The organism is Herbaspirillum huttiense (assembly GCF_004367745.1).
Classification (GTDB): Bacteria; Pseudomonadota; Gammaproteobacteria; order Burkholderiales; family Burkholderiaceae_D; genus Herbaspirillum; species Herbaspirillum huttiense.
This window is the reverse complement of sequence record NZ_CP037993.1, coordinates 773,219-791,792: the sequence shown is the minus strand read 5'-3', so window position 1 is coordinate 791,792 and position 18,574 is coordinate 773,219. Positions and strand designations below refer to the sequence as shown.

General features: G+C 64.0%; 13 protein-coding genes. 7 read left to right on the top strand and 6 right to left on the bottom strand.

Annotation, left to right across the window (positions count from 1 at the left end; translation table 11 throughout):
* Positions 1-240: 240 nt before the first annotated feature.
* Both E2K99_RS03590 and E2K99_RS03585 read right to left on the bottom strand, forming a co-directional pair.
* Positions 241-1,203 carry a Tim44 domain-containing protein gene (locus E2K99_RS03590; RefSeq protein WP_134221371.1) on the bottom strand — a complete coding sequence of 321 codons (963 nt, stop codon included), beginning with the start codon at positions 1,201-1,203 and terminating at the stop codon, positions 241-243.
* 214 nt (positions 1,204-1,417) lie between these two features.
* Positions 1,418-1,840, bottom strand: coding sequence for a hypothetical protein (locus E2K99_RS03585; RefSeq protein ID WP_134221370.1), 423 nt, complete (start codon positions 1,838-1,840; stop codon positions 1,418-1,420).
* 300 nt (positions 1,841-2,140) lie between these two features.
* Here E2K99_RS03585 and E2K99_RS03580 point away from each other — a divergent pair, with 300 nt between their 5' ends.
* The 5 genes from E2K99_RS03580 (at position 2,141) to E2K99_RS03560 (ending at position 8,456) form a co-directional block, all read left to right on the top strand.
* A complete protein-coding gene (locus E2K99_RS03580; protein WP_039789191.1) occupies positions 2,141-2,851 on the top strand; it encodes a response regulator in 711 nt (236 codons plus the stop codon).
* 49 nt (positions 2,852-2,900) lie between these two features.
* Positions 2,901-4,502, top strand: a complete 1,602-nt coding sequence (locus E2K99_RS03575) for a sensor histidine kinase (protein ID WP_134221369.1) — start codon at positions 2,901-2,903, stop codon at positions 4,500-4,502.
* Between the two features lies 1 nt (position 4,503).
* Positions 4,504-4,788 carry a DUF4212 domain-containing protein gene (locus E2K99_RS03570; RefSeq protein ID WP_034329583.1) on the top strand — a complete coding sequence of 95 codons (285 nt, stop codon included), beginning with the start codon at positions 4,504-4,506 and terminating at the stop codon, positions 4,786-4,788.
* Positions 4,778-6,829, top strand: coding sequence for a sodium:solute symporter family protein (locus tag E2K99_RS03565; protein ID WP_121042996.1), 2,052 nt, complete (start codon positions 4,778-4,780; stop codon positions 6,827-6,829). The genes E2K99_RS03570 and E2K99_RS03565 overlap by 11 nt, the downstream gene beginning before the upstream one ends.
* A 247-nt stretch (positions 6,830-7,076) precedes the next feature.
* A complete protein-coding gene (locus E2K99_RS03560) occupies positions 7,077-8,456 on the top strand; it encodes an MFS transporter (protein WP_134221368.1) in 1,380 nt (459 codons plus the stop codon).
* Positions 8,457-8,561: 105 nt separating this feature from the next.
* Here the strand turns inward: E2K99_RS03560 and E2K99_RS03555 are convergent, their stop codons facing one another.
* From E2K99_RS03555 to E2K99_RS03540, 4 genes are all read right to left on the bottom strand, one after another.
* Complete coding sequence (locus E2K99_RS03555) at positions 8,562-9,497, bottom strand: transglutaminase family protein (RefSeq protein WP_134221367.1); 936 nt, start codon at positions 9,495-9,497, stop codon at positions 8,562-8,564.
* 1 nt (position 9,498) lies between these two features.
* Positions 9,499-12,000 carry a circularly permuted type 2 ATP-grasp protein gene (locus tag E2K99_RS03550; RefSeq protein WP_121042990.1) on the bottom strand — a complete coding sequence of 834 codons (2,502 nt, stop codon included), beginning with the start codon at positions 11,998-12,000 and terminating at the stop codon, positions 9,499-9,501.
* 93 nt (positions 12,001-12,093) lie between these two features.
* Complete coding sequence (locus E2K99_RS03545; protein WP_134221366.1) at positions 12,094-15,498, bottom strand: transglutaminase family protein; 3,405 nt, start codon at positions 15,496-15,498, stop codon at positions 12,094-12,096.
* A gap of 238 nt (positions 15,499-15,736) precedes the next feature.
* Complete coding sequence (locus E2K99_RS03540; protein WP_134221365.1) at positions 15,737-16,963, bottom strand: polyhydroxyalkanoate depolymerase; 1,227 nt, start codon at positions 16,961-16,963, stop codon at positions 15,737-15,739.
* 338 nt (positions 16,964-17,301) lie between these two features.
* On the opposite strand from E2K99_RS03540, the gene E2K99_RS03535 reads away from it, so the two are divergent.
* Together E2K99_RS03535 and E2K99_RS03530 are read left to right on the top strand one after the other, a co-directional pair.
* Entirely contained in the window at positions 17,302-17,958 is a 657-nt protein-coding gene (locus E2K99_RS03535; RefSeq protein WP_034338352.1) for a glutathione S-transferase family protein, read from the top strand.
* A 91-nt stretch (positions 17,959-18,049) separates the two neighbouring features.
* Positions 18,050-18,493 carry a cupin domain-containing protein gene (locus E2K99_RS03530; RefSeq protein ID WP_121043100.1) on the top strand — a complete coding sequence of 148 codons (444 nt, stop codon included), beginning with the start codon at positions 18,050-18,052 and terminating at the stop codon, positions 18,491-18,493.
* The last annotated feature ends 81 nt before the right edge of the window (positions 18,494-18,574 follow it).

Sequence of the window (18,574 nt, the reverse complement as noted above, 5' to 3'; positions counted from 1 at the left end):
GAAGCTGCGATACGAAGGAAAAGGCCGGAAGAGGAAAGATGATGCCCGCCACTTGGGCGGCTCCGGACCGAAATGAAGAAAACTTCAGGCGTGGAATGCAGAACCAAGCGAACAAAAAAAACCGCCGGCAAAAGCCGGCGGTAAAACGGACTGGCGACGCTCATCCACTAACCGCCGCCTTCCGCGCCAAACTGATACTTGTTACATGAACGTTCTTGCCAATTTGTCCGGGCCGTTGACTCAGCCCTGGACCGGATCAAGCTGCTGGATACCAGCCAGCACCCAGCCACCCTGGCCGGCAGCCGGCTTGGACAGGTTCCAGATCTCGGCAAACTGGGCCGGCGAAGCAGTCGGATCTTCCTTGATGAAGCCGAAGAACTTCACGCTGGCCAGGTAATCATTGCCCACGGTTTCCACGCCCAGCACTTCCGCATCCAGCGAGACCACGTCGGTCTGGTTGGCAGCAGCACCGCGTTCCTGGATCTGCAGGCGCAGCTCGGCAAACATCTCGGGCGTCGTGAATTCGCGGATGTCGTTGATGTCAGCCTTGTCCCATGCCGCTTGCAGGCGGATGAAGTAGGTCTTGGCATTGCGCACGAAGCCCACGGTGTCGAAACCGGCCGGGATACCGTAGGCAGGCGCTGCCTCGGCATTGCCGAAACCACCACCGAAACCGTTCTGGGTGGTCGAGGCGGCGGACTGGTCGGTCTTGAGCATGGAGCCGATCTGCGGCGTGGACGATGCGTTGTCAGCCGCTTGCGGTGCGGCGCTGGCCCAGGCCGGAGCCGGTTGCGCGGACTGTGCCGATTCCGACTTGCGGCGGAACAGACGGATCACGAACATGATCGCCAGGGCAATCAGGGCCACGGTCAGGATGGTGCTGATCATGCTGGCCAGTGCGCCACCCAGGCCGAAGTGCGACAGCAGCGCGCCCAGGCCCAGGCCCAACAACGCGCCACCCAGCAGGCCCTTCCACATGCTCGGCTTGGCGGCGGCTGCAGCCGGAGCGGCAGCAGGCGCGGCCGGCTTGGCAGCGGCGGCCTGGTTCTGCTGCATCGGGGCAGGGCTCTGCGCCTGACGGCTGGCGCTGGAAGACTGTTTGCCGATCGAACCGCCACCGCCAAGACGCTTGGCTTCGACGGCCGACATGCCAACAGACAGCGTCATGACCGCCACTATCAGCGCGACAAATGCTTTTTTCATGCTATCTCCTAAAGGATTCTGATGATGTGATGCGGTCACATCGGCCGTAATTCGGAATCACTGGAACAGGTGTGCCCTGGAGGATCAGCACCGGCGCAGGCAGGCCGACGCTGGCCGCGCACGCGCAGGGTCCTGCTGTCGCACGGCGCGAAGCCTCAATCCATCAGGGGCAGTTCAGCGGGCGCAGCAAAACCTGTCGCGCGTGGCGACGGGATCAGGCCCGGGGAGGACGTCCTGCGCGGGGCAGGAACGGGGGTTGCAGGGCGGCATCGCTACGCAGAGCGGGCGCCAGGCGGGAAGTTTGCGGCACCATGGCCAGGGATTGCATCAGCACGGGCTCGTCACCGATACCGGCGTGCGTGGAGAAGTCTTCACCGCTGTCGGCGTAACCGGTGCTGTCGTCATCGCTGCCGGCGGCATCGGCCACCAGGGCGTGCGACTGGTCATCACTGAGTGAAGCGGCCTGGTCGGACAGGGAAACGGTCTTGGACACCAGATGCTGGGTCGCCACGGCGGCTTGCACCGGAGCCGGCACTGCGAAGTCGGTCGCGGCCATCGAGCTGGCGTACGTCACCACCGCTGCAAATACTTGCACCGGGAGCAGACAGATCAGCAGCAGGACCCACAAACGTTTCATCAGATTTTCCAGCGATTTTTCCAGAAATGGATGCGAGAAATTATATCAACAAAAATTGCGCTGCCAGCAAGTAAATCTTGCTGACGCCTCCTACTATAAGGCCTAAGCTTCAGACTTCAATGCCCCAATCTGAATTGTTACACTTCAAACCCGCGACCTGACCTGTCTCAAGGACAGCGCTCATCAGGCAATCCCTGATTTGCATTGGGGGTTGAATTAGTGGAATATGAATGAAAAGGTATCACAATAATTCAACCATCCGAGACAATTCAGCCGGCCTTGCCTCGCTGACCGATTCTTATGCGCATCCTCCTTGCTGAAGACGACAGCGTACTGGCCGACGGGCTGACCCGTTCCCTGCGCCATTCCGGCTATGCCGCCGATTGCGTCAAGAACGGGGTGGAAGCCGATTCCGCCTTGTCCACCCAGGATTTCGACCTGCTGATCCTCGACCTGGGCCTGCCCAAGATGTCCGGCCTGGAGGTGCTGCGCCGCCTGCGCGCGCGCAATTCGCGCCTGCCGGTGCTGATCCTGACGGCCGCCGATTCGGTGGAACAGCGCGTGCAAGGCCTCGATCTCGGTGCCGACGACTACATGGCCAAGCCTTTTGCGCTCTCCGAACTGGAAGCGCGGGTGCGGGCGCTGACCCGGCGCGGTGCCGGCGGCGGGCCGACGGTCATCAAACATGGTCCGCTGTCCTTCGACCAGGTCGGCCGCATTGCCTACATCGGCGAACAGATGCTGGAACTGTCGGCGCGGGAACTGGGGCTGCTCGAAGTATTATTGCAACGCACCGGCCGCCTGGTCTCCAAGGAACAGCTGGTGGACCACCTGTGCGAATGGGGAGAGGAAGTCAGCAACAATGCCATCGAGGTCTATGTCCATCGTCTGCGCAAGAAAATCGAGGTCGGCGGCGTACGCATCGCCACCGTGCGCGGGCTCGGCTATTGCCTGGAGAAGCTGCCCGAGAACGGCGCTGCCCCGCTGGCGGCCTCCAACAGCGCGGCTTGAGGCCGCGTCCGCCTTCGCTTCGCACTGGCAAGCCGCGCGCTGATCCCCCATGACCGCGCGCGATCCTTCCCCCGCCGCTGCATCCGCCCCGCCGCCCGAGGCCGCGCCGGAGTCCACTGCCGCTCCCGCTGCCCCCACGCCCCGCAAGAAACGCCGCGCCGCCCTGGCGACGCAACCGGTGGAACGCATCCAGCGTTCACTGTTCGGCGAGATCCTCGACTGGATGCTGGCCCCGCTGCTGCTGCTGTGGCCGATGAGCATCGCCATCACTTACCTGATTGCGCAGTCGATTGCCAACCAGCCCTTCGACCGCGCGCTGGAAGACAGCGTGACCGTGCTCGCGCAGCAGGTCTCGGAAGTCAACGGCAAGGTGGTGGCGCGCCTGCCGGTCTCGGCACGCGACCTGCTGCGCGCCGACGACATCGACAACATCTACTACAAGGTCACCGGCCCCAATGGCGAATATGTCGAAGGCGACGTCGACATGCCGCAACCGCCAGCCGACGAAGATCGCATCACACTTGGCACGGTGCAATTCCGCAACGACATCCTGCACGGCAGTGATGTACGCATCGCCACCCTGCAGGTAGACCTGCGCCGCAGCGCCGCCCAGCGCGCTGCCCAGCGCGAGCCGCGCATTGCCACCGTGCAGGTCGGCGAGACCCTGGAAAAGCGCGCGCAACTGGCCAATGAAATCATCAAGGGCGTGATCCTGCCGCAGTTCGTGATCCTGCCGGTGGCGCTGGCGCTGGTGTGGTTCGCACTCTCGCGCGGCCTGTCTCCACTGTCGGAATTGCAGCAGCGCATCCGTGCGCGCCGCCCCGACGATCTCTCGCCCATCGATTCCGGCCAGGTGCCAGAAGAGATTTCCCCGCTGGTACGTTCGCTCAACGACATGCTGGCGCGCCTGTCGCAAACCATCGCCATCCAGAAGCGCTTCATTGCCGATGCCGCGCACCAGATGAAGACGCCCTTGGCCGGCATGCGCATGCAATCCGAACTGGCGCTGCGGCAGGATGACCAGGACGACGTGCGCCGTTCGCTGGAACAACTGGCCAAGAGTTCGGAAACCGCCACGCGCCTGGTCAATCAATTGCTGTCACTGGCGCGCGCCGAAAACCAGCAATCGCAATCCGGCGGCATGGTCCCGCTGGAGTTGAACGAACTGGCGCGCAGCGTGGTGCAGGACTGGGTGCCGATGTCCTTCACCCAGCGCATCGACCTCGGCTTCGAGCAACCGGACCACCCCATCCTCATCACCGGCAACCCGGTGATGCTGCGCGAACTGTTATCCAACCTGCTGGACAATGCCCTGCATTACACACCGCACGATGGCAATGGCCGCGTCACCGTGCGCGCACGCACCGATGAGGGCGGAGGCCTGGCCATCCTCGAAGTGGAAGACAACGGCCCCGGCATTCCGGTGGCCGAACGCAGCAACGTGTTCGAGCGTTTCTATCGCATCCTCGGCACGCCCAGCACCGGCAGCGGCCTGGGCCTGGCCATCGTGCGCGAGATCGCGCAGCAGCACGAGGCGATCGTCGAGATCACCCACAATCCGCGCAGCAGCGATCCCAAATATCCGGGCAGCCTCTTTCGCGTGAGCTTTCGCATGATGCCACGCACGCCCTTCTTCGACGACATCACCTGACATGGACCACGGCACGCCTCCCCCGGACCCCGGCAACCAATGGCACCGCACCCGCCGCATGACGGCCTGGCTGCTGGCGCTGTGGTTCGCCGCCACGTTCTTCTTCATCTACTTCGCGCGCGAACTGGACCGGGTACACCTGTTCGGCTGGCCGGTCTCCTTCTACATGGCCGCGCAGGGCATGATGCTGATCTACCTGGCCATCGTGGTCCTCTACGTGCGCCGCATGCGCCGCATCGAACAACTGGTCCGACGTGAACAAGGCGAGCACTGGCATGGAGAGTAACAAGGACTTCTTCCGGCGGCTGTGCCGCTACTATGGTTTCTATACGCTGGGCTTCATCATCTTCCTGTGCGTGCTGGCCATCCTGGAGCGCGAGGGCATGCCGCGCTCGTGGATCGGCTACCTGTTCCTGTTCGTCACCATCGGCCTGTATGCCGGCATCGGCGTGGTCTGCCGCACCTCCGACGTGCCCGAATACTACGTCGCCGGACGGCGCGTGCCACCGCTCTTCAACGGCATGGCCACGGCCGCCGACTGGATCTCGGCGGCGACCTTCATCAGCCTGGCCGGCGGCCTCTACCTGCAGGGCTTCGACGGACTGGCCTACATCCTCGGCTGGACCGGCGGCTACGTCCTGGTGGCCCTGCTGATCGCGCCCTACCTGCGCAAGTTCGGGCAATACACCATCGCCGATTTCCTGGCCGCGCGCTATCCGGGCAGACCCGGCAGCCACGGGGTCAACGTGATCCGCATCCTGGCCGTGGCGGCCACCATCCTGATCTCCTTCACCTATGTGGTGGCGCAGATCTATGGCGTGGGGCTGATTACTTCGCGCTTCACCGGCATCGATTTTTCCATCGGCATCTTCCTCGGGCTGGCCAGCATTCTGGTGTGCTCCTTCCTGGGCGGCATGCGCGCCATCACCTGGACCCAGGTGGCGCAATACATCATCATCCTGTTCGCCTACCTGATCCCGGTGATCTGGCTCTCGGCCAAGCATGCGACGGTACCCGTGCCGCCGGTGGCCTATGGCGCGGTGCTGCCCAAGCTCTCGGCGCTGGAACACAAACTGGAAGACGACCCCAAGGAAAAGGAAGTGCGCAAGATCTTCCAGGCGCGCGCCGATGACTACGACCGCAAGCTCAAGGGCCTGCCGCAATCCTGGCTCGATGGACGTGTCGAGGCGCAAAATCAGGCCGACCAGGTACGGCGTGATAGCCACGCTTCGCTGGCCGACATCAAGGCCGCCAGCCGCGCGCTATCGTCCTATCCCAAGTCCCCCCAGGAGGCAGAACGCAAATGGACCGAAGCACGCGCGGCCAATCTTGCACGCGCGCAGCCACCGGTCTCGCAGACCGAACCCTTCCCCGGTCGCGACCAGCAGAGCTCGGACATCAAACGCAACAATTTCCTGGCGCTGGTGTTCTGCCTGATGCTGGGTACGGCGGCGCTGCCGCACATCCTCATGCGCTACTACACCACGCCCACCGTGGCGGGCGCGCGCAGCTCGGTGTTCTGGACGCTGTTCTTCATCATGCTGATCTACCTCACCGTGCCGGCGCTCACCGTCCTGGTGAAATACGACATCTACACCTCGCTGGTGGGCAGCAGCTACAGCCATCTGCCGGACTGGGTGTATTACTGGGCCAACATGGACAAGCTCAATCCGCTGGTCTCCATCAACGATCTCAATCGCGATGGCCTGGTGCAGCTGGGCGAGATTTCCATGGATGGCGACATCATCGTGCTGGCCATGCCGGAGATCGCCGGCCTGCCGTATTTCGTCTCCGGACTGGTGGCGGCAGGCGGGCTGGCGGCAGCGCTGTCTACTGCTGACGGACTGCTGCTGACGATCTCCAATGCGCTCTCGCATGACGTGTATTACAAGGTGGTCGACCCCAGCGCCTCGACGCAAAAACGCGTAACCATTTCCAAGCTGCTGTTGCTGGTGGTGGCGCTGCTGGCGGCCTACGCCGCTTCATTGAAACCGGGCGACATCCTCTCCATGGTCGGTGCGGCCTTCTCGCTGGCGGCCTCCACGCTGTTCCCGGCACTGGTGCTGGGCGTGTTCTGGAAGCGTGCCAACCAGGCCGGCGCGATTGCCGGCATCGTCTGCGGCTTCCTGATGTGCGTGTATTACATGCTGCACACCAACCCCGCCTTCGGCGGCAGTGCCGCCGGGCAATGGTTCCACATCGCGCCGATCTCGGCCGGCATCTTCGGCGTCCCGGTCGGGATGGCTGCCATGGTCATCGTCAGCCTGCTCACGCCGCCCCCCGATGAAGCCACCATCGCCCTGATCGATCATATCCGCACCCCCTGAGCAGAACCGCCTGACGCCAGCGCCCATGGCTGGCTTGGGTTTTCGGACAGTTTCCTTCACCGCTCCCATCCCCCCTGCCCGCGCCAGCCCGACGGGCGGGGGCCTTTGCGCTTTCCTTCACAAAACACGATTGTGTTCGCTAACCGCACATATGCGCACTGACCGCACAAATAACTTCTGCATTGTTTTATACTTTTCGCACAAAAAATAAAACAGCCGTACCCCCCAATATCCAGAAGAGAGAGACATGAGACCAGAAACCCCTGCCCTGGACGTCCAGGCCTTCATCAACCGCGAGCCCTTCTCGCGCTATCAATGGCTGATCTTCGCGCTGTGCTTCTTCGTCGTCCTGCTGGACGGCTTCGACACCGCCGCCATCGGCTTCATCGCCCCCTCGCTGCTCAAGGACTGGGGCATCGCCAAGCCGGACCTGGCTCCCGTGTTGAGCGCCGCGTTGTTCGGCCTGGCCGCCGGTGCGCTGACGTCGGGCCCTCTGGCCGACCGCTACGGCCGCCGCAAGATCCTGCTGCTGTCGGTGCTGGTGATGGGCGTGGCCTGCCTGGGCTCGGCCTTCGCCGGCAACCTGCAGGAGCTGACGATCCTGCGCTTCCTGACCGGCCTGGGCCTGGGCGCGGCCATGCCCAATGCGGTCACGCTCACCAGTGAATACAGCCCGGCCGCGCGCCGCGCCATGCTGACCAATGCCATGTTCTGCGGCTTCCCGCTGGGTGCAGCGCTGGGTGGATTCCTGGCGGCGTGGATGATTCCGCTGTGGGGCTGGCGCAGCGTGCTGATGCTGGGCGGTGCCGCTCCGCTGCTGCTGTTGCTGGTGATGCTGCCCAGCCTGCCGGAATCGGTGCGCCACATGGTGGCCAAGGGCTATGCGGCCGAGCGCATAGGCGCGGTTCTGCGCCGCATCTCATCCTCGGCCGCCGCTTTCAATCGCTTCACCCTCACCGAGACCGGCCCGCAAGGCGAAGCCCCCACCGGCAAAAGCGGCATCGCCCTGCTGTTCGAACCGCGCTACCTGGTCGGCACCTGCATGCTGTGGCTGGCCTACTTCATGGGTCTGGTGATCTTCTATGCGCTGGTGAACTGGATGCCGGTGCTGTTCAAGGATGCCGGCCTGGCACCCAAGACCGCCACGCTCATTGCTGCGCTGTTCCCGCTGGGCGGCGTGGGGGCCATCCTGTTCGGCTGGCTGATGGACCGCTACAACGCCAACCGCGTCATCGCGATCGGCTTTGCCGCCACTGCGGTGGCGGTGTTTGCCATCGGGCAGGCGGCGGGCAATGTGGGCGTGCTCACCGTCGTGGTGTTCGTGGCCGGTACCTTGATGAATACCGCGCAATCTTCCCTGCCGGCACTGGCCGCGGCCTACTATCCGACGCGGGGCCGTGCCACCGGCGTGGCCTGGATGCTGGGCGTGGGGCGCTTCGGCGGTATCGCCGGTTCCTTCCTGGTGGCCGAACTCACGCGCCGCCAGCTGGGCTTCAGCGAAGTCTTCGCCGTGGTGGCCGTGGCCGCGCTGGTGTCCACGGTGGCCTTGCTGGTCAAGCAGGCCTCGGACCGCAATCGTCCCGATGGCGGCAAGCCGCTGATGGTGGCGGACGCAGGGGCACATTGAGCGCAATCCCGAGCTTGGCGTAAAAACAAACATGGCCACTATTCTTTCGAATAGTGGCCATCGTGTTTTGTGGCGACGCTGCGGCAACAATACAGAAAATTGCGCTCAGATCGACAGCTGCAAACCCTGCGCCTCTTCGCCCGGCAACACCGTCACTGCTACCTGCATGGTCTGCTGCCCGCCGCCGATGAGCACGCCGCGCAAGGGCGAGATGTCGAGGAAATCGCGTCCCCAGCCCAGCGTGATGTGACTGGTATCGGGGAAGACGCCATTGGTCGGATCGGCATCGATCCACGTCCCCTCACTACCGTCCACACCGGGGCAATACACCGAGACCCAGGCATGCGAGGCATCGGCTCCGATCAGGCGCGGCTGACCCGGGGGCGGCTCGGTGAGCAGATAGCCGCTCACATAGCGCGCCGCCAAACCGATGGAGCGCAGGCAGGACAGCATCAGGTGCGCGAAGTCCTGGCACACGCCGCGCCGGTTGGTGAAGACTTCCGTCACCGGTGTGGACACGGTGGTGGCGGCCGGATCGAAGGCGAATTCCTCATGGATGCGCATCATCAACGCACGCACCCCCTCCACCACCGACAGGCCCGGGCTGAAGCACTCGGCCGCATAGCGGATGAACTCGCGCTTGATGCGCACGTGCGAGGATTCGAACAGGAAATTGGACGCCTCCAGCATGCCCGGTGCCATGATGCGGCCGCCGTGATAGGCCATCACCGTGGCCGCTTCCTCCCACTGCATGCCGGGCTGCGGCTGCGCACGCGGTGTGAGCGCGACCCAGGAATCAGCCTGCACGTCGAGACTGGTGTGGTCGGTATCGAGCGAGAAGGCCTTGATGACGTTGCCGAAATTGTCTTCGTAGCTGCGCACCAGTTGCGGCGACGGCAAGACGTTGACGGTGTGCGAGAGACATTGCTGCCACGGCAGTTCGCGCGGCGTCAGGTGCAGCACCTGGTGCGACAGCCGCACCGGCAGCGAATACTGGTAAGTGGTCTGGTGATGGATGCGGTAGACGGTGCGCTCGCTCATGTCATACCCCCTGGCTGACCGGTGCGGTCAGCGGCGTGAAGTAATGGCGCGAGAGATCATCCGAGAGCATGTAGCCGCCGCTGACGGCATCGCGCATCAATTGCGTCAGGCGCGCATTGGCCTCGGCGACGTTGGGATGATCGTGCGCAAACTCGGCCAGGTTCATCGCCTCCAGCTGGCTGGTCAGGTGCGCAGGAATGGTCATGCTCAGCAAGCCCAGCTGCTGGGCGATCTCGGCCATGTATTGCTGCAGCATGCGGAACTGGTAGGCCATGCCATGCGGATTGCTGACGTCGAACACCAGCAGGTGCAGCACCGGCAGCCACTCCGGCGTGCGGCGATAGCGCACGCGATAGGTGACGATGCTGCTGGCCGCCTCCAGCAGCCACGACAGTGCCGCCGTCTGGCGCTGCGGCGGCAGGCGCAGGAAGTTGTCGAAGAGCGCCGCCATGTTGGCCATGCGTTCGATGTGGCGGCCCACCATCAGGAACTGCCAGCCGGCATCGCGCGTCATGTCATCCAGCGCATGACCGGCGAGGCCCGAGCAGGCATCGATGACGTTGCCCAGCACATGCTGTGCAGCGGCCGGTGTGTTGATGCGTTCCTGCACCATGGCCGGCATCTTGGTCAGGGCGTGCCAGTTGTCCAGCGACAGATGTTCGCGCACCTGGTAGGCGGCATTGGCGAGCTGGCGCAACTGCGTGGCCACGCTTACCGGCGCCGAAGGATCGACCACGGCTGCCTGCAGGCTCTGCTGCAGGCCGGTGATGGTCGGACGCGGTTCGGATTTGGGCATCTGCACGCCGAGCTGGCTGCAGATCCACGACACGCTGCCCAGCATGCCACGGCTCTCGGTCTGGCCATCCATGGTGTATTGCAGGGTGGTGCGCAAGAGGCGCGAGAGATTTTTCACCCGCTCCGAATAGCGCCCCATCCAGAACAGGTTCTCACCCGAGTGCGAGGACACATCCACCGTGCCCCTGATGACCGTGACGTTTTTTGCACCATGGCCGTCATCGGCCATGGCCGGGTCCGGGCGCTCCTCTTCACGCAGCACCCACACATCCTTGCTGGTACCGCCCTGCTGCATCGAGACCACGTCGCGCCGCTGGCGTGGCGCCACGCGCGTCAATCCACCCGGCATCACCTGATAGCCACCTTCGCCATCGGCCACCGCAAACACGCGCAGGCTGATGGTGCGGTTCATCAAACGATAGTCGCCGCTGCGCGACATCACCGGCGCTTGCGACAGGCGCACCCATTCCTGGGCGGCATAAGCGTGCGGCTGCAGTTGCAGGCTTTCGATCAGGCGGCGGCGCGCGGTGCCCGTGACGGTATGGCCGAATACCGGTTGCATGCGCATCGAAGAAAACGCCGGCACGATCACCAGTTCATCCAGATGCGCCAGTGTGTAATCGAGCGCCGGCTTTTCGCCGCACCACCACGACGCCACCGAAGGCAGCAGCAGCGATTCGCCATACAGGCGCTCGTTGATGGCCGGCAGGAAGCCGTGCAGCGCGGTCGATTCCAGCACGCCGCTGCCCAGCGAATTGGCGATGACCACATTGCCCAGTCGCGCAGCCTGCGTCAGGCCCGGCACACCGAGGGCTGAATCGGCGCGCAGTTCCAGCGGATCGCAATAGTCATCGTCCATGCGGCGCAGGATGGCGTGCACGCGGCGCAGGCCGTTCAGGGTCTTCAAAAATACCTGGTCGCTGCGCACCGTCAGGTCCACCCCTTCCACCAGCGGGAAGCCCAGCGTGTGCGCCAGGAAAGCGTGTTCGGAATAGGTTTCGTTGTAGGGGCCGGGCGTGAGCAGCACGATCAGCGGCACTTCACCCTGGGCCGGGGCCAGGCGCGTCAACATCGCGCGCAAGGTGTGGAAGTAGCGGTGCGGCGACTCCACGTGCATGTCGCGCAGCGCTTCCGGCATGGCGCGCGACATGATCTGGCGGTTCTGCAAGGCATAGCCGGTACCGGACGGACCTTGCGTGCGGTCCGACACGACCCACCAGGTGCCGTCGGCCGAGCGCGCCAGGTCGATGGCATACGCATGCAGATGCACGCCACCGGGCGGCTGCCAGCCGTGGCAGGGCATCAGGTAGCCGTGCTGGCCGAACACCAGCGCGGGCGGCAGCAGACCTTCGGCAATCAGGTGCTGGGGGCCGTAGATGTCGGCGAGCAAGCCGTTCATCAGCCGTGCGCGCTGGGCCACGGCACGTTCCAGGAAATCCCATTCTTCGGAGGACACCAGGTGCGGCAGCAGGTCCAGTTCCCAGGGCCGGTTGGCACCCTTGGGGTCGGCATAGACGTTGTAGGTCACGCCATCGGAGGCGATGGCGTCACGTACCTCGTTGGCGCGCCGGCGCAGCATCTCCGGCGAGAGGTTTTCAAGCTGGTCGATCAGCGTTCGCCAGTGCGGGCGCAGGCGGCCGTCAGCCGCCAGCATCTCGTCGTAACGATCGCTGGCGACGGGATAGCTTTCCAGGAGACGCTGGGGCATAAGTCATTGGCGGCCGGGTGGCGCACGCGCCGGGAGCAGGTCCCGTGCGGCGTGTCGCCTTGCAAGCGGCGCGGGGCCGCGCCCGGCTCAGTTTTAGAAGTAGCGTAAGTCTAACGTAAAAGGAAACTCGATAGACGCCCGCGCCGGGGTGACCTGCCATTTTCCCGGAGTATGGTTCATGCGGAAATAGCGCGCCAGGCGGCGGCTTTCCGCTTCGAAGGCATTGACCGGGAAGGTCTCGTAGTTGCGGCCGCCGGGATGCACCACGTGATACTGGCAACCGCCCAGGCTGCGGCCATTCCAGGTATCGACCAGGTCGAAGGTCAGCGGCGAATCCACCGGGATGGTCGGATGCAGCGCCGAAGGCGGCTGCCAGGCCCGATAGCGGATGCCGGCCACGAACTGGCCGACGATGCCGGTGGGCTGCAGCGGCACCGAGACGCCATTGCAGGTCAGCACATAGCGATCGGAGGCCATGCCGCTGATCTTGACCTGCAGCCGTTCCAGCGACGAATCCACATAGCGCGCCGTACCGCCGCCGCTGTTCTCCTCGCCCAGCACGTGCCAGGGTTCGAGCGCGGTGCGCAATTCGACCTGCATGCCCTTGACCGCATAGTCGCCGATCTTGGGGCAGCGGAATTCCATGTGCGGCGCGAACCATTCGGCACGCATCGGATAGCCGGCCTCGTTCATGTCGGCCATCACGTCGGCGAAATCCTGTTCGATGAAATGCGGCAGCAGGAAGCGGTCATGCAGTTCAGTCCCCCAGCGCACCAGGCGCGCCGGCTTGTAGGGCTCCTTCCAGAAACGCGCCACCAGGCCGCGCAGCAGCAGTTGCTGGGTCAGGCTCATGCGTGCGTGCGGCGGCATTTCGAAAGCGCGCAATTCCAGCAAGCCAAGACGGCCGGTGGCACTGTCGGGCGAATACATCTTGTCGATGCAGAACTCGGCGCGGTGCGTATTGCCGGTGACGTCGATGAGCAGATTGCGCAGCAGGCGGTCCACCAGCCAGGGCGGGCAATCGCCCTTGGCGACCTGCTTGTCCATCTCGCTGAAGGCCAGTTCGATTTCCACCGTCGAATCATTGCGCGCCTCATCGATGCGCGGTGCCTGCGAGGTCGGGCCGATGAACATGCCCGAGAACAGGTAGGACAGCGAAGGATGGTTGTGCCAGTACGAGATGAGGCTGCGCAACAGATCGGGCCGGCGCAGGAAAGGGGAATCACTGGTCGTGATGCCGCCCAGCACCATGTGATTGCCGCCGCCGGTACCGGAGTGATGGCCGTCGAGCATGAACTTTTCGGTCGTCAGGCGCGAGGCACGCGCGGCGTCGTACAGGTGCGTGGTCTGCTCGACCAGTTCGCTCCAGTTGTTGGCCGGCTGGATGTTGACCTCGATCACGCCGGGATCGGGCGTGACGCTGAACTTGCGCAGGCGCGGATCGTGCGGCGGCTCGTAGCCTTCCAGAAGTACCGGCTGCTTCAGTTCCTCGGCCACCGCTTCGATGGCAGCCACCAGTTCGAGGTAATGCTCCAGTTGCGACAAGGGCGGCATGAACAGGTAGAACACGCCATTGCGCACCTCGGCGCACAGGGCGGTGCGGGTCAGCCAGTTGGCCGATTCGAAGGGGGCCGGTACGGACTGGGTCGCGCTGCTGGTGGCAGCGGCGTTGGCGGCATTGGCAGCGTTGGCCGTAGTGACCGCTGCCGCCTTGCCTTCACCGCCAATGGCGGCCGCACTGCTGGCCGCCTTCTTCAGGAGCGCAGCCGGCTCCTGCGGGCTGCCCAACTGGCGGCGGATTTCGGCGCTGCTGGGCAGCGGGCGGAAGGCCTGGGTCGGATCGGCCGGATAGACGGCCGGATACTCGCCCTCCTTGACCCAGGGCAGCGAATCCAGCGGCAGGCGATAGCCCAGCGGCGAATCACCCGGATACAGGTAGCAGCGCTCGCTGCGCAGGAACCACGCCCCGCTCTGCCAGCCACGGCCATCGTCGCGGCGCGCCAGCGGCAGCACATGGCCGACCGCGCTCTGCAGGCCCTGCGTGAAGACCTTCATCAGGCGCTCGCGCTCCTGCTTGTCATCCACGCGCGAATCAAAGGGATCGACATTGCCCGGCAGGCGGCGCTCGCGCCACATGTAGTAGAACACGTCTTCATAAGCCGGGAAGACGTTCTTGCCATCCACCTGCAGGCGCTGTGCCACGCGGTGCAGGAAGTGGCTGGTGACGATCTTGTCGCTGACGTTGGGCTTGGTCTCGTCGCCGATCAATTCAGGATTCAGCCAGATCGGTTCGCCATCGCGGCGCCAGTAGCAATTGAGCGCCCAGCGCGGCAGCTGCTCGCCCGGATACCACTTGCCCTGGCCGAAATGCGGCAGGCCCTGCGCGGCATACTTGTCGCGCATGCGGTGATACAGCTCGGCGGCCAGCGGCTTCTTGGTCGCACCCAGGGCGGCGGTATTCCATTCTGGTTCATCCGGGTGGTCCAGCGACACGAAGGTCGGTTCGCCGCCCATGGTCAGGCGCACATCATTGGCCTGCAGGTCGGCATCGATGGCGTGGCCCAGCTTCTCGATGGCGGCCCACTGCTCTTCGGTGTAGGGCTTGGTCACGCGCGGCGCTTCCCAGATGCGCTTGACCGACATCAGGTGCTCGAACTCCACTTCGCAGGGATCGACCAGGCCGCTGACCGGCGCGGCCGAGGCCGGTTCCGGCGTGCAGGACAAGGGGATGTGGCCTTCCCCGGCGAACAGGCCCGAGGTCGGGTCCAGCCCGACCCAGCCGGCACCGGGCAGATAGACTTCGCACCAGGCGTGCAGGTCGGTGAAGTCGGCCTCGGGACCGGAGGGACCATCGAGCGACTTCTGGTCGGCGGTCAGCTGGATCAGGTAGCCGGACACGAAGCGCGCCGCCAGCCCCAGGTGGCGCAGCAACTGCACCAGCAGCCAGGAAGAATCGCGGCAGGAGCCGGATTTCAGTTCCAGCGTTTCTTCCGGCGTCTGCACGCCGGGTTCCATGCGGATGGTGTAGCCGATGTGATTGGCCAGCTTCTGGTTCAGCGCCACCAGGAAATTGGCGCTGCCGACCTTCTCGCGCGGGATGCTCTTGAGGAACTCTTCGAACAGCGGCGACAGCGGCAGCTTCTGCCGGTAGGGCATCAGTTCATTCTGCAGGTCCTTGGCATACTCGAAGGGAAACTCCTCGGCATAGGGTTCAAGGAAGAAATCGAAGGGATTGATGACCGACATCTCGGCCACCAGGTCGACCTCGATCTTGAATTCGGTGGTCTTCTCCGGGAACACCAGGCGCGCCAGGTAGTTCGATTCCGGGTCCTGCTGCCAGTTGATGAAGTGCGGCTCGGGCAGCACGCGCAGCGAATAGCTCAGGATGCGGGTACGGCTGTGCGGGGCGGGACGCAAGCGGATGACTTGCGGACCCAGGTTGATGGCACGGTCGTACTTGTAAGAGGTGACATGGTTCAGGGCCACGTGGATCGACATGGAATTCCTTTACGACAAGCAAATGGTCAAGCGCGGGGCTTGGTTGTTGGCGACATGCGGAGCAGATCTCCTGCATACCTTGTTTTTCTTACCGCCTGATTACTTTCCTGGTGACTTTCCGGTTGGGGCTGCCTCGTTGTGAGTGTATGTGAGAGTGTTAGTGCCGGGGGAAGAAAAACTTAATCTTTCGATCCTGAAAACTAAGTTTTTCACTCGCATTGGTGAGCACGCCGCAAGCTCACCTGTGATGCATGTTAATGAAATCCCGCAGGCGCGGATAGATCTCGTTGTCCCAGCGCCGTCCGTTGAAGACCCCGTAATGCCCCACGGCCGTCTGAACATGGTGCAGGCGCATGTAGGGCCGGATGTTGCTGCACATTTCCTGTGCGACCACGGTCTGGCCGACCGCACAGATATCGTCCTTCTCACCCTCGATGGTAAAGAGCGCCGTCCGGCGGATGGCGCGCGGATCGACCACGCGCTCGCGATAGGTCAGCTTGCCCAGCGGCAGCGCGTGTTCCTGGAAGACCGTGCGCACCGTTTCCAGGTAGAACTCGGCCGGCAGGTCGGCCATGGCGAAATACTCTTCGTAGAAATCCTTGATCTGCGCGGCCTGCGCCTCCTCGCCCTCGACCAGATGGTGATACAGCTTGCGGAAGGCGTCGACGTGGCGGTTCAGGTTCATGTTCATGAAGGCGCTCAACTGCACGAAGCCAGGATAGACGCGCCGCCCGGCCCCGCCATGGCGCGCCGGGACGGTGCTGATCATGTTCTTCTCGAACCAGCTGATCGGCTTGCTCTTGGCCAGCGCGTTGACGGCGGTGGGATTGACGCGGGTGTCGAGCGGCCCGGCCATGAGCGTCATGGTGCGCGGCTGGGCCGGATGATTGTCCTCGGCCATCACGGAGGCGGCGGTCAGCGCGGCCACGGTCGGCTGGCACACCGCCAGCAGGTGCGCACCGGGGCCCAGCTCGGCGAGGAATCCGATCACGTGCGAAACGTATTCATCCAGGCCAAAACGGCCGTGCTCCAGGGCAACATCGCGGGCATTGCGCCAGTCGGTGATGTAGACGTCATGATCGCGCAACAGGGTCTTGACGGTGCCACGCAAGAGCGTGGCGAAGTGGCCCGACATGGGCGCCACCACCAGCACCTTGGGCTGCACGGCCGAGGTTTCCTTGCGGAAATGCAGCAGGCCACAGAAGGGCGTGGCGCTGATTTCCTCCTCGTGCACCGCAATTGTGCGTCCGCCGTCGAGCACCTCGCCGATCTCGAAGGGCGGGCGCGCATGGGTCAATTGCGTCCGCGCAAAAACCTCGCAGGCCGAGGCCATCTTGCGCAAGGCCGGATTGACCGGAACGCCGGGCCAGGTCGCCCCCAGCAGGGGTGCCATCATGCGGGCACAGGCCCGCAGCGGATCGGTGGCGTCGGCGTAGTTCTGGTAGAGCTGATAGGTATTGATCATGAAGCGCCGCCCTCGGTTGTCTCTTTTTGGTGTCCGCTCGCCATGGCGACGATGCAATTGTCGTGCCATTGATGGGCCGCCAGCCCGCTTGCGCGCAGCTTTTGGGAGTTTTCCGGAGACATTGGTGGCCGCGCGGAAATGCCGGCGGTGCGTGCCCTGCCGTTCCCGCGAGCTGGCACAAGCCTTGCAAGCAGTGGTACGCGGTCCGCTCCTGTGGCCCGTGTCCTTCCCGAGCGCAGACGGGGCGGACGATGAAGATGATGACCATGAACAAGACACCGCCGCTCACGCGGCCGCGTGCCCAAAGTCAACCTGCACAAAACAGATAAAGGACTGACATGCCTAAGACGACTTTGCGCATCACCAGCAAGAACTACTCCTCGTGGTCCCTGCGCGGCTGGCTCATGGCCAGGTTCGCCGGGCTCTCTTTCGAGGAAGACATCGTGCCGCCGGACGACCCGTCGGCACGGGCAGAGATCCTGCTGCTGTCTTCCTCCATCCTGGTACCCAGCCTCCACCATGGCGACGTACTGGTATGGGATACGCTGGCCATTGCCGAATATCTCAACGAAATCCGCCCCGGCGCCAAGCTGCTGCCGGCCGACCTCGCCGCCCGTGCGCATTGCCGCTCGGTGTGCGGCGAAATGCATTCGGGCTTCTCGGCCCTGCGCGCGGCGCTGCCGATGAACCTCAAGGGCCACTTCCCCAACTTCAAGGTGTGGTCCCGCGCCGAAGCCGACATCGTGCGCATCACCACCATCTGGAAGGAGTGTCTGGCCAAGTACGGCGGACCTTTCCTGTTCGGCGAACAGCGCACCATGGCCGATGCCATGTATGCGCCGGTGGTGACGCGCTTCATGACCTATGACGTGAAACTTGATCCCATCTGCACCGCCTATGCCAAGCGCATCATGGCCATGCCGGAGATGCAGGAATGGATCACCGCCGCCAAAAAGGAACCGGAGGACATCGACGAACTGGACGTGGAATTCTAGGGCGCGCGCAGCACCAGCAGCAACGGCAGGAAAAGTCGCGCCCGTTTTTGTCGCAGGCCCATGGCGGGAGACCGCAGAAAGGATGGATGTGATGAATACCGTAGCGGAGGCAAGCGTACTGGCGCAGAACAGCTTTTCGCATGTGAGCGAAGGCGACACGCCCTATGAAACGGGAGGGCTGCGCGACTTCTTCCTGTATCGCGACCTGGGCATTGCCGCGGCCACCGGCGGCCAGGTGGTGGCGCAGCTGGTCAAGGCCAACATGGCCCCGGAAACGGGCACCGGATGGCATCGGCACGAGGCCAACTTCCACATCGTCATCATGTTGAAAGGCTGGGCGCGCTTCATGTACGAGACCGAAGTCACGCTGGTCAAGGCCGGGGATTGCGTGCACCAGCGACCGGGCATCGTGCACTTCCTGTTCGACTATTCGCCCGACATGGAGTATCTGGAAATCGTTAGTCCGGCCGACTTCAAGACCATCGACATGCCGGCCCCCTGCGAGGTTCCCGCACCCACGCCATGGAATAACTGAAGCCGCTGCGGGTCTGCGTTTGATGGGAGCAGACCCGCGCGGGCGAGGAGCAAAAGCATGCAATTTTCCTCTGTCAAAAAA

What these genes read in the sequence shown, in the direction of transcription:
- E2K99_RS03560 (WP_134221368.1), top strand. Translation starts at nt 7,077, where the DNA reads ATGAGACCAGAAACCCCTGCCCTGGACGTCCAGGCCTTCATCAACCGC.
- E2K99_RS03555 (WP_134221367.1), bottom strand. Translation starts at nt 9,497, where the DNA reads ATGAGCGAGCGCACCGTCTACCGCATCCATCACCAGACCACTTACCAG.
- E2K99_RS03580 (WP_039789191.1), top strand. Translation starts at nt 2,141, where the DNA reads ATGCGCATCCTCCTTGCTGAAGACGACAGCGTACTGGCCGACGGGCTG.
- E2K99_RS03540 (WP_134221365.1), bottom strand. Translation starts at nt 16,963, where the DNA reads ATGATCAATACCTATCAGCTCTACCAGAACTACGCCGACGCCACCGAT.
- E2K99_RS03585 (WP_134221370.1), bottom strand. Translation starts at nt 1,840, where the DNA reads ATGAAACGTTTGTGGGTCCTGCTGCTGATCTGTCTGCTCCCGGTGCAA.
- E2K99_RS03570 (WP_034329583.1), top strand. Translation starts at nt 4,504, where the DNA reads ATGGACCACGGCACGCCTCCCCCGGACCCCGGCAACCAATGGCACCGC.
- E2K99_RS03550 (WP_121042990.1), bottom strand. Translation starts at nt 12,000, where the DNA reads ATGCCCCAGCGTCTCCTGGAAAGCTATCCCGTCGCCAGCGATCGTTAC.
- E2K99_RS03575 (WP_134221369.1), top strand. Translation starts at nt 2,901, where the DNA reads ATGACCGCGCGCGATCCTTCCCCCGCCGCTGCATCCGCCCCGCCGCCC.
- E2K99_RS03545 (WP_134221366.1), bottom strand. Translation starts at nt 15,498, where the DNA reads ATGTCGATCCACGTGGCCCTGAACCATGTCACCTCTTACAAGTACGAC.
- E2K99_RS03590 (WP_134221371.1), bottom strand. Translation starts at nt 1,203, where the DNA reads ATGAAAAAAGCATTTGTCGCGCTGATAGTGGCGGTCATGACGCTGTCT.
- E2K99_RS03535 (WP_034338352.1), top strand. Translation starts at nt 17,302, where the DNA reads ATGCCTAAGACGACTTTGCGCATCACCAGCAAGAACTACTCCTCGTGG.
- E2K99_RS03530 (WP_121043100.1), top strand. Translation starts at nt 18,050, where the DNA reads ATGAATACCGTAGCGGAGGCAAGCGTACTGGCGCAGAACAGCTTTTCG.
- E2K99_RS03565 (WP_121042996.1), top strand. Translation starts at nt 4,778, where the DNA reads ATGGAGAGTAACAAGGACTTCTTCCGGCGGCTGTGCCGCTACTATGGT.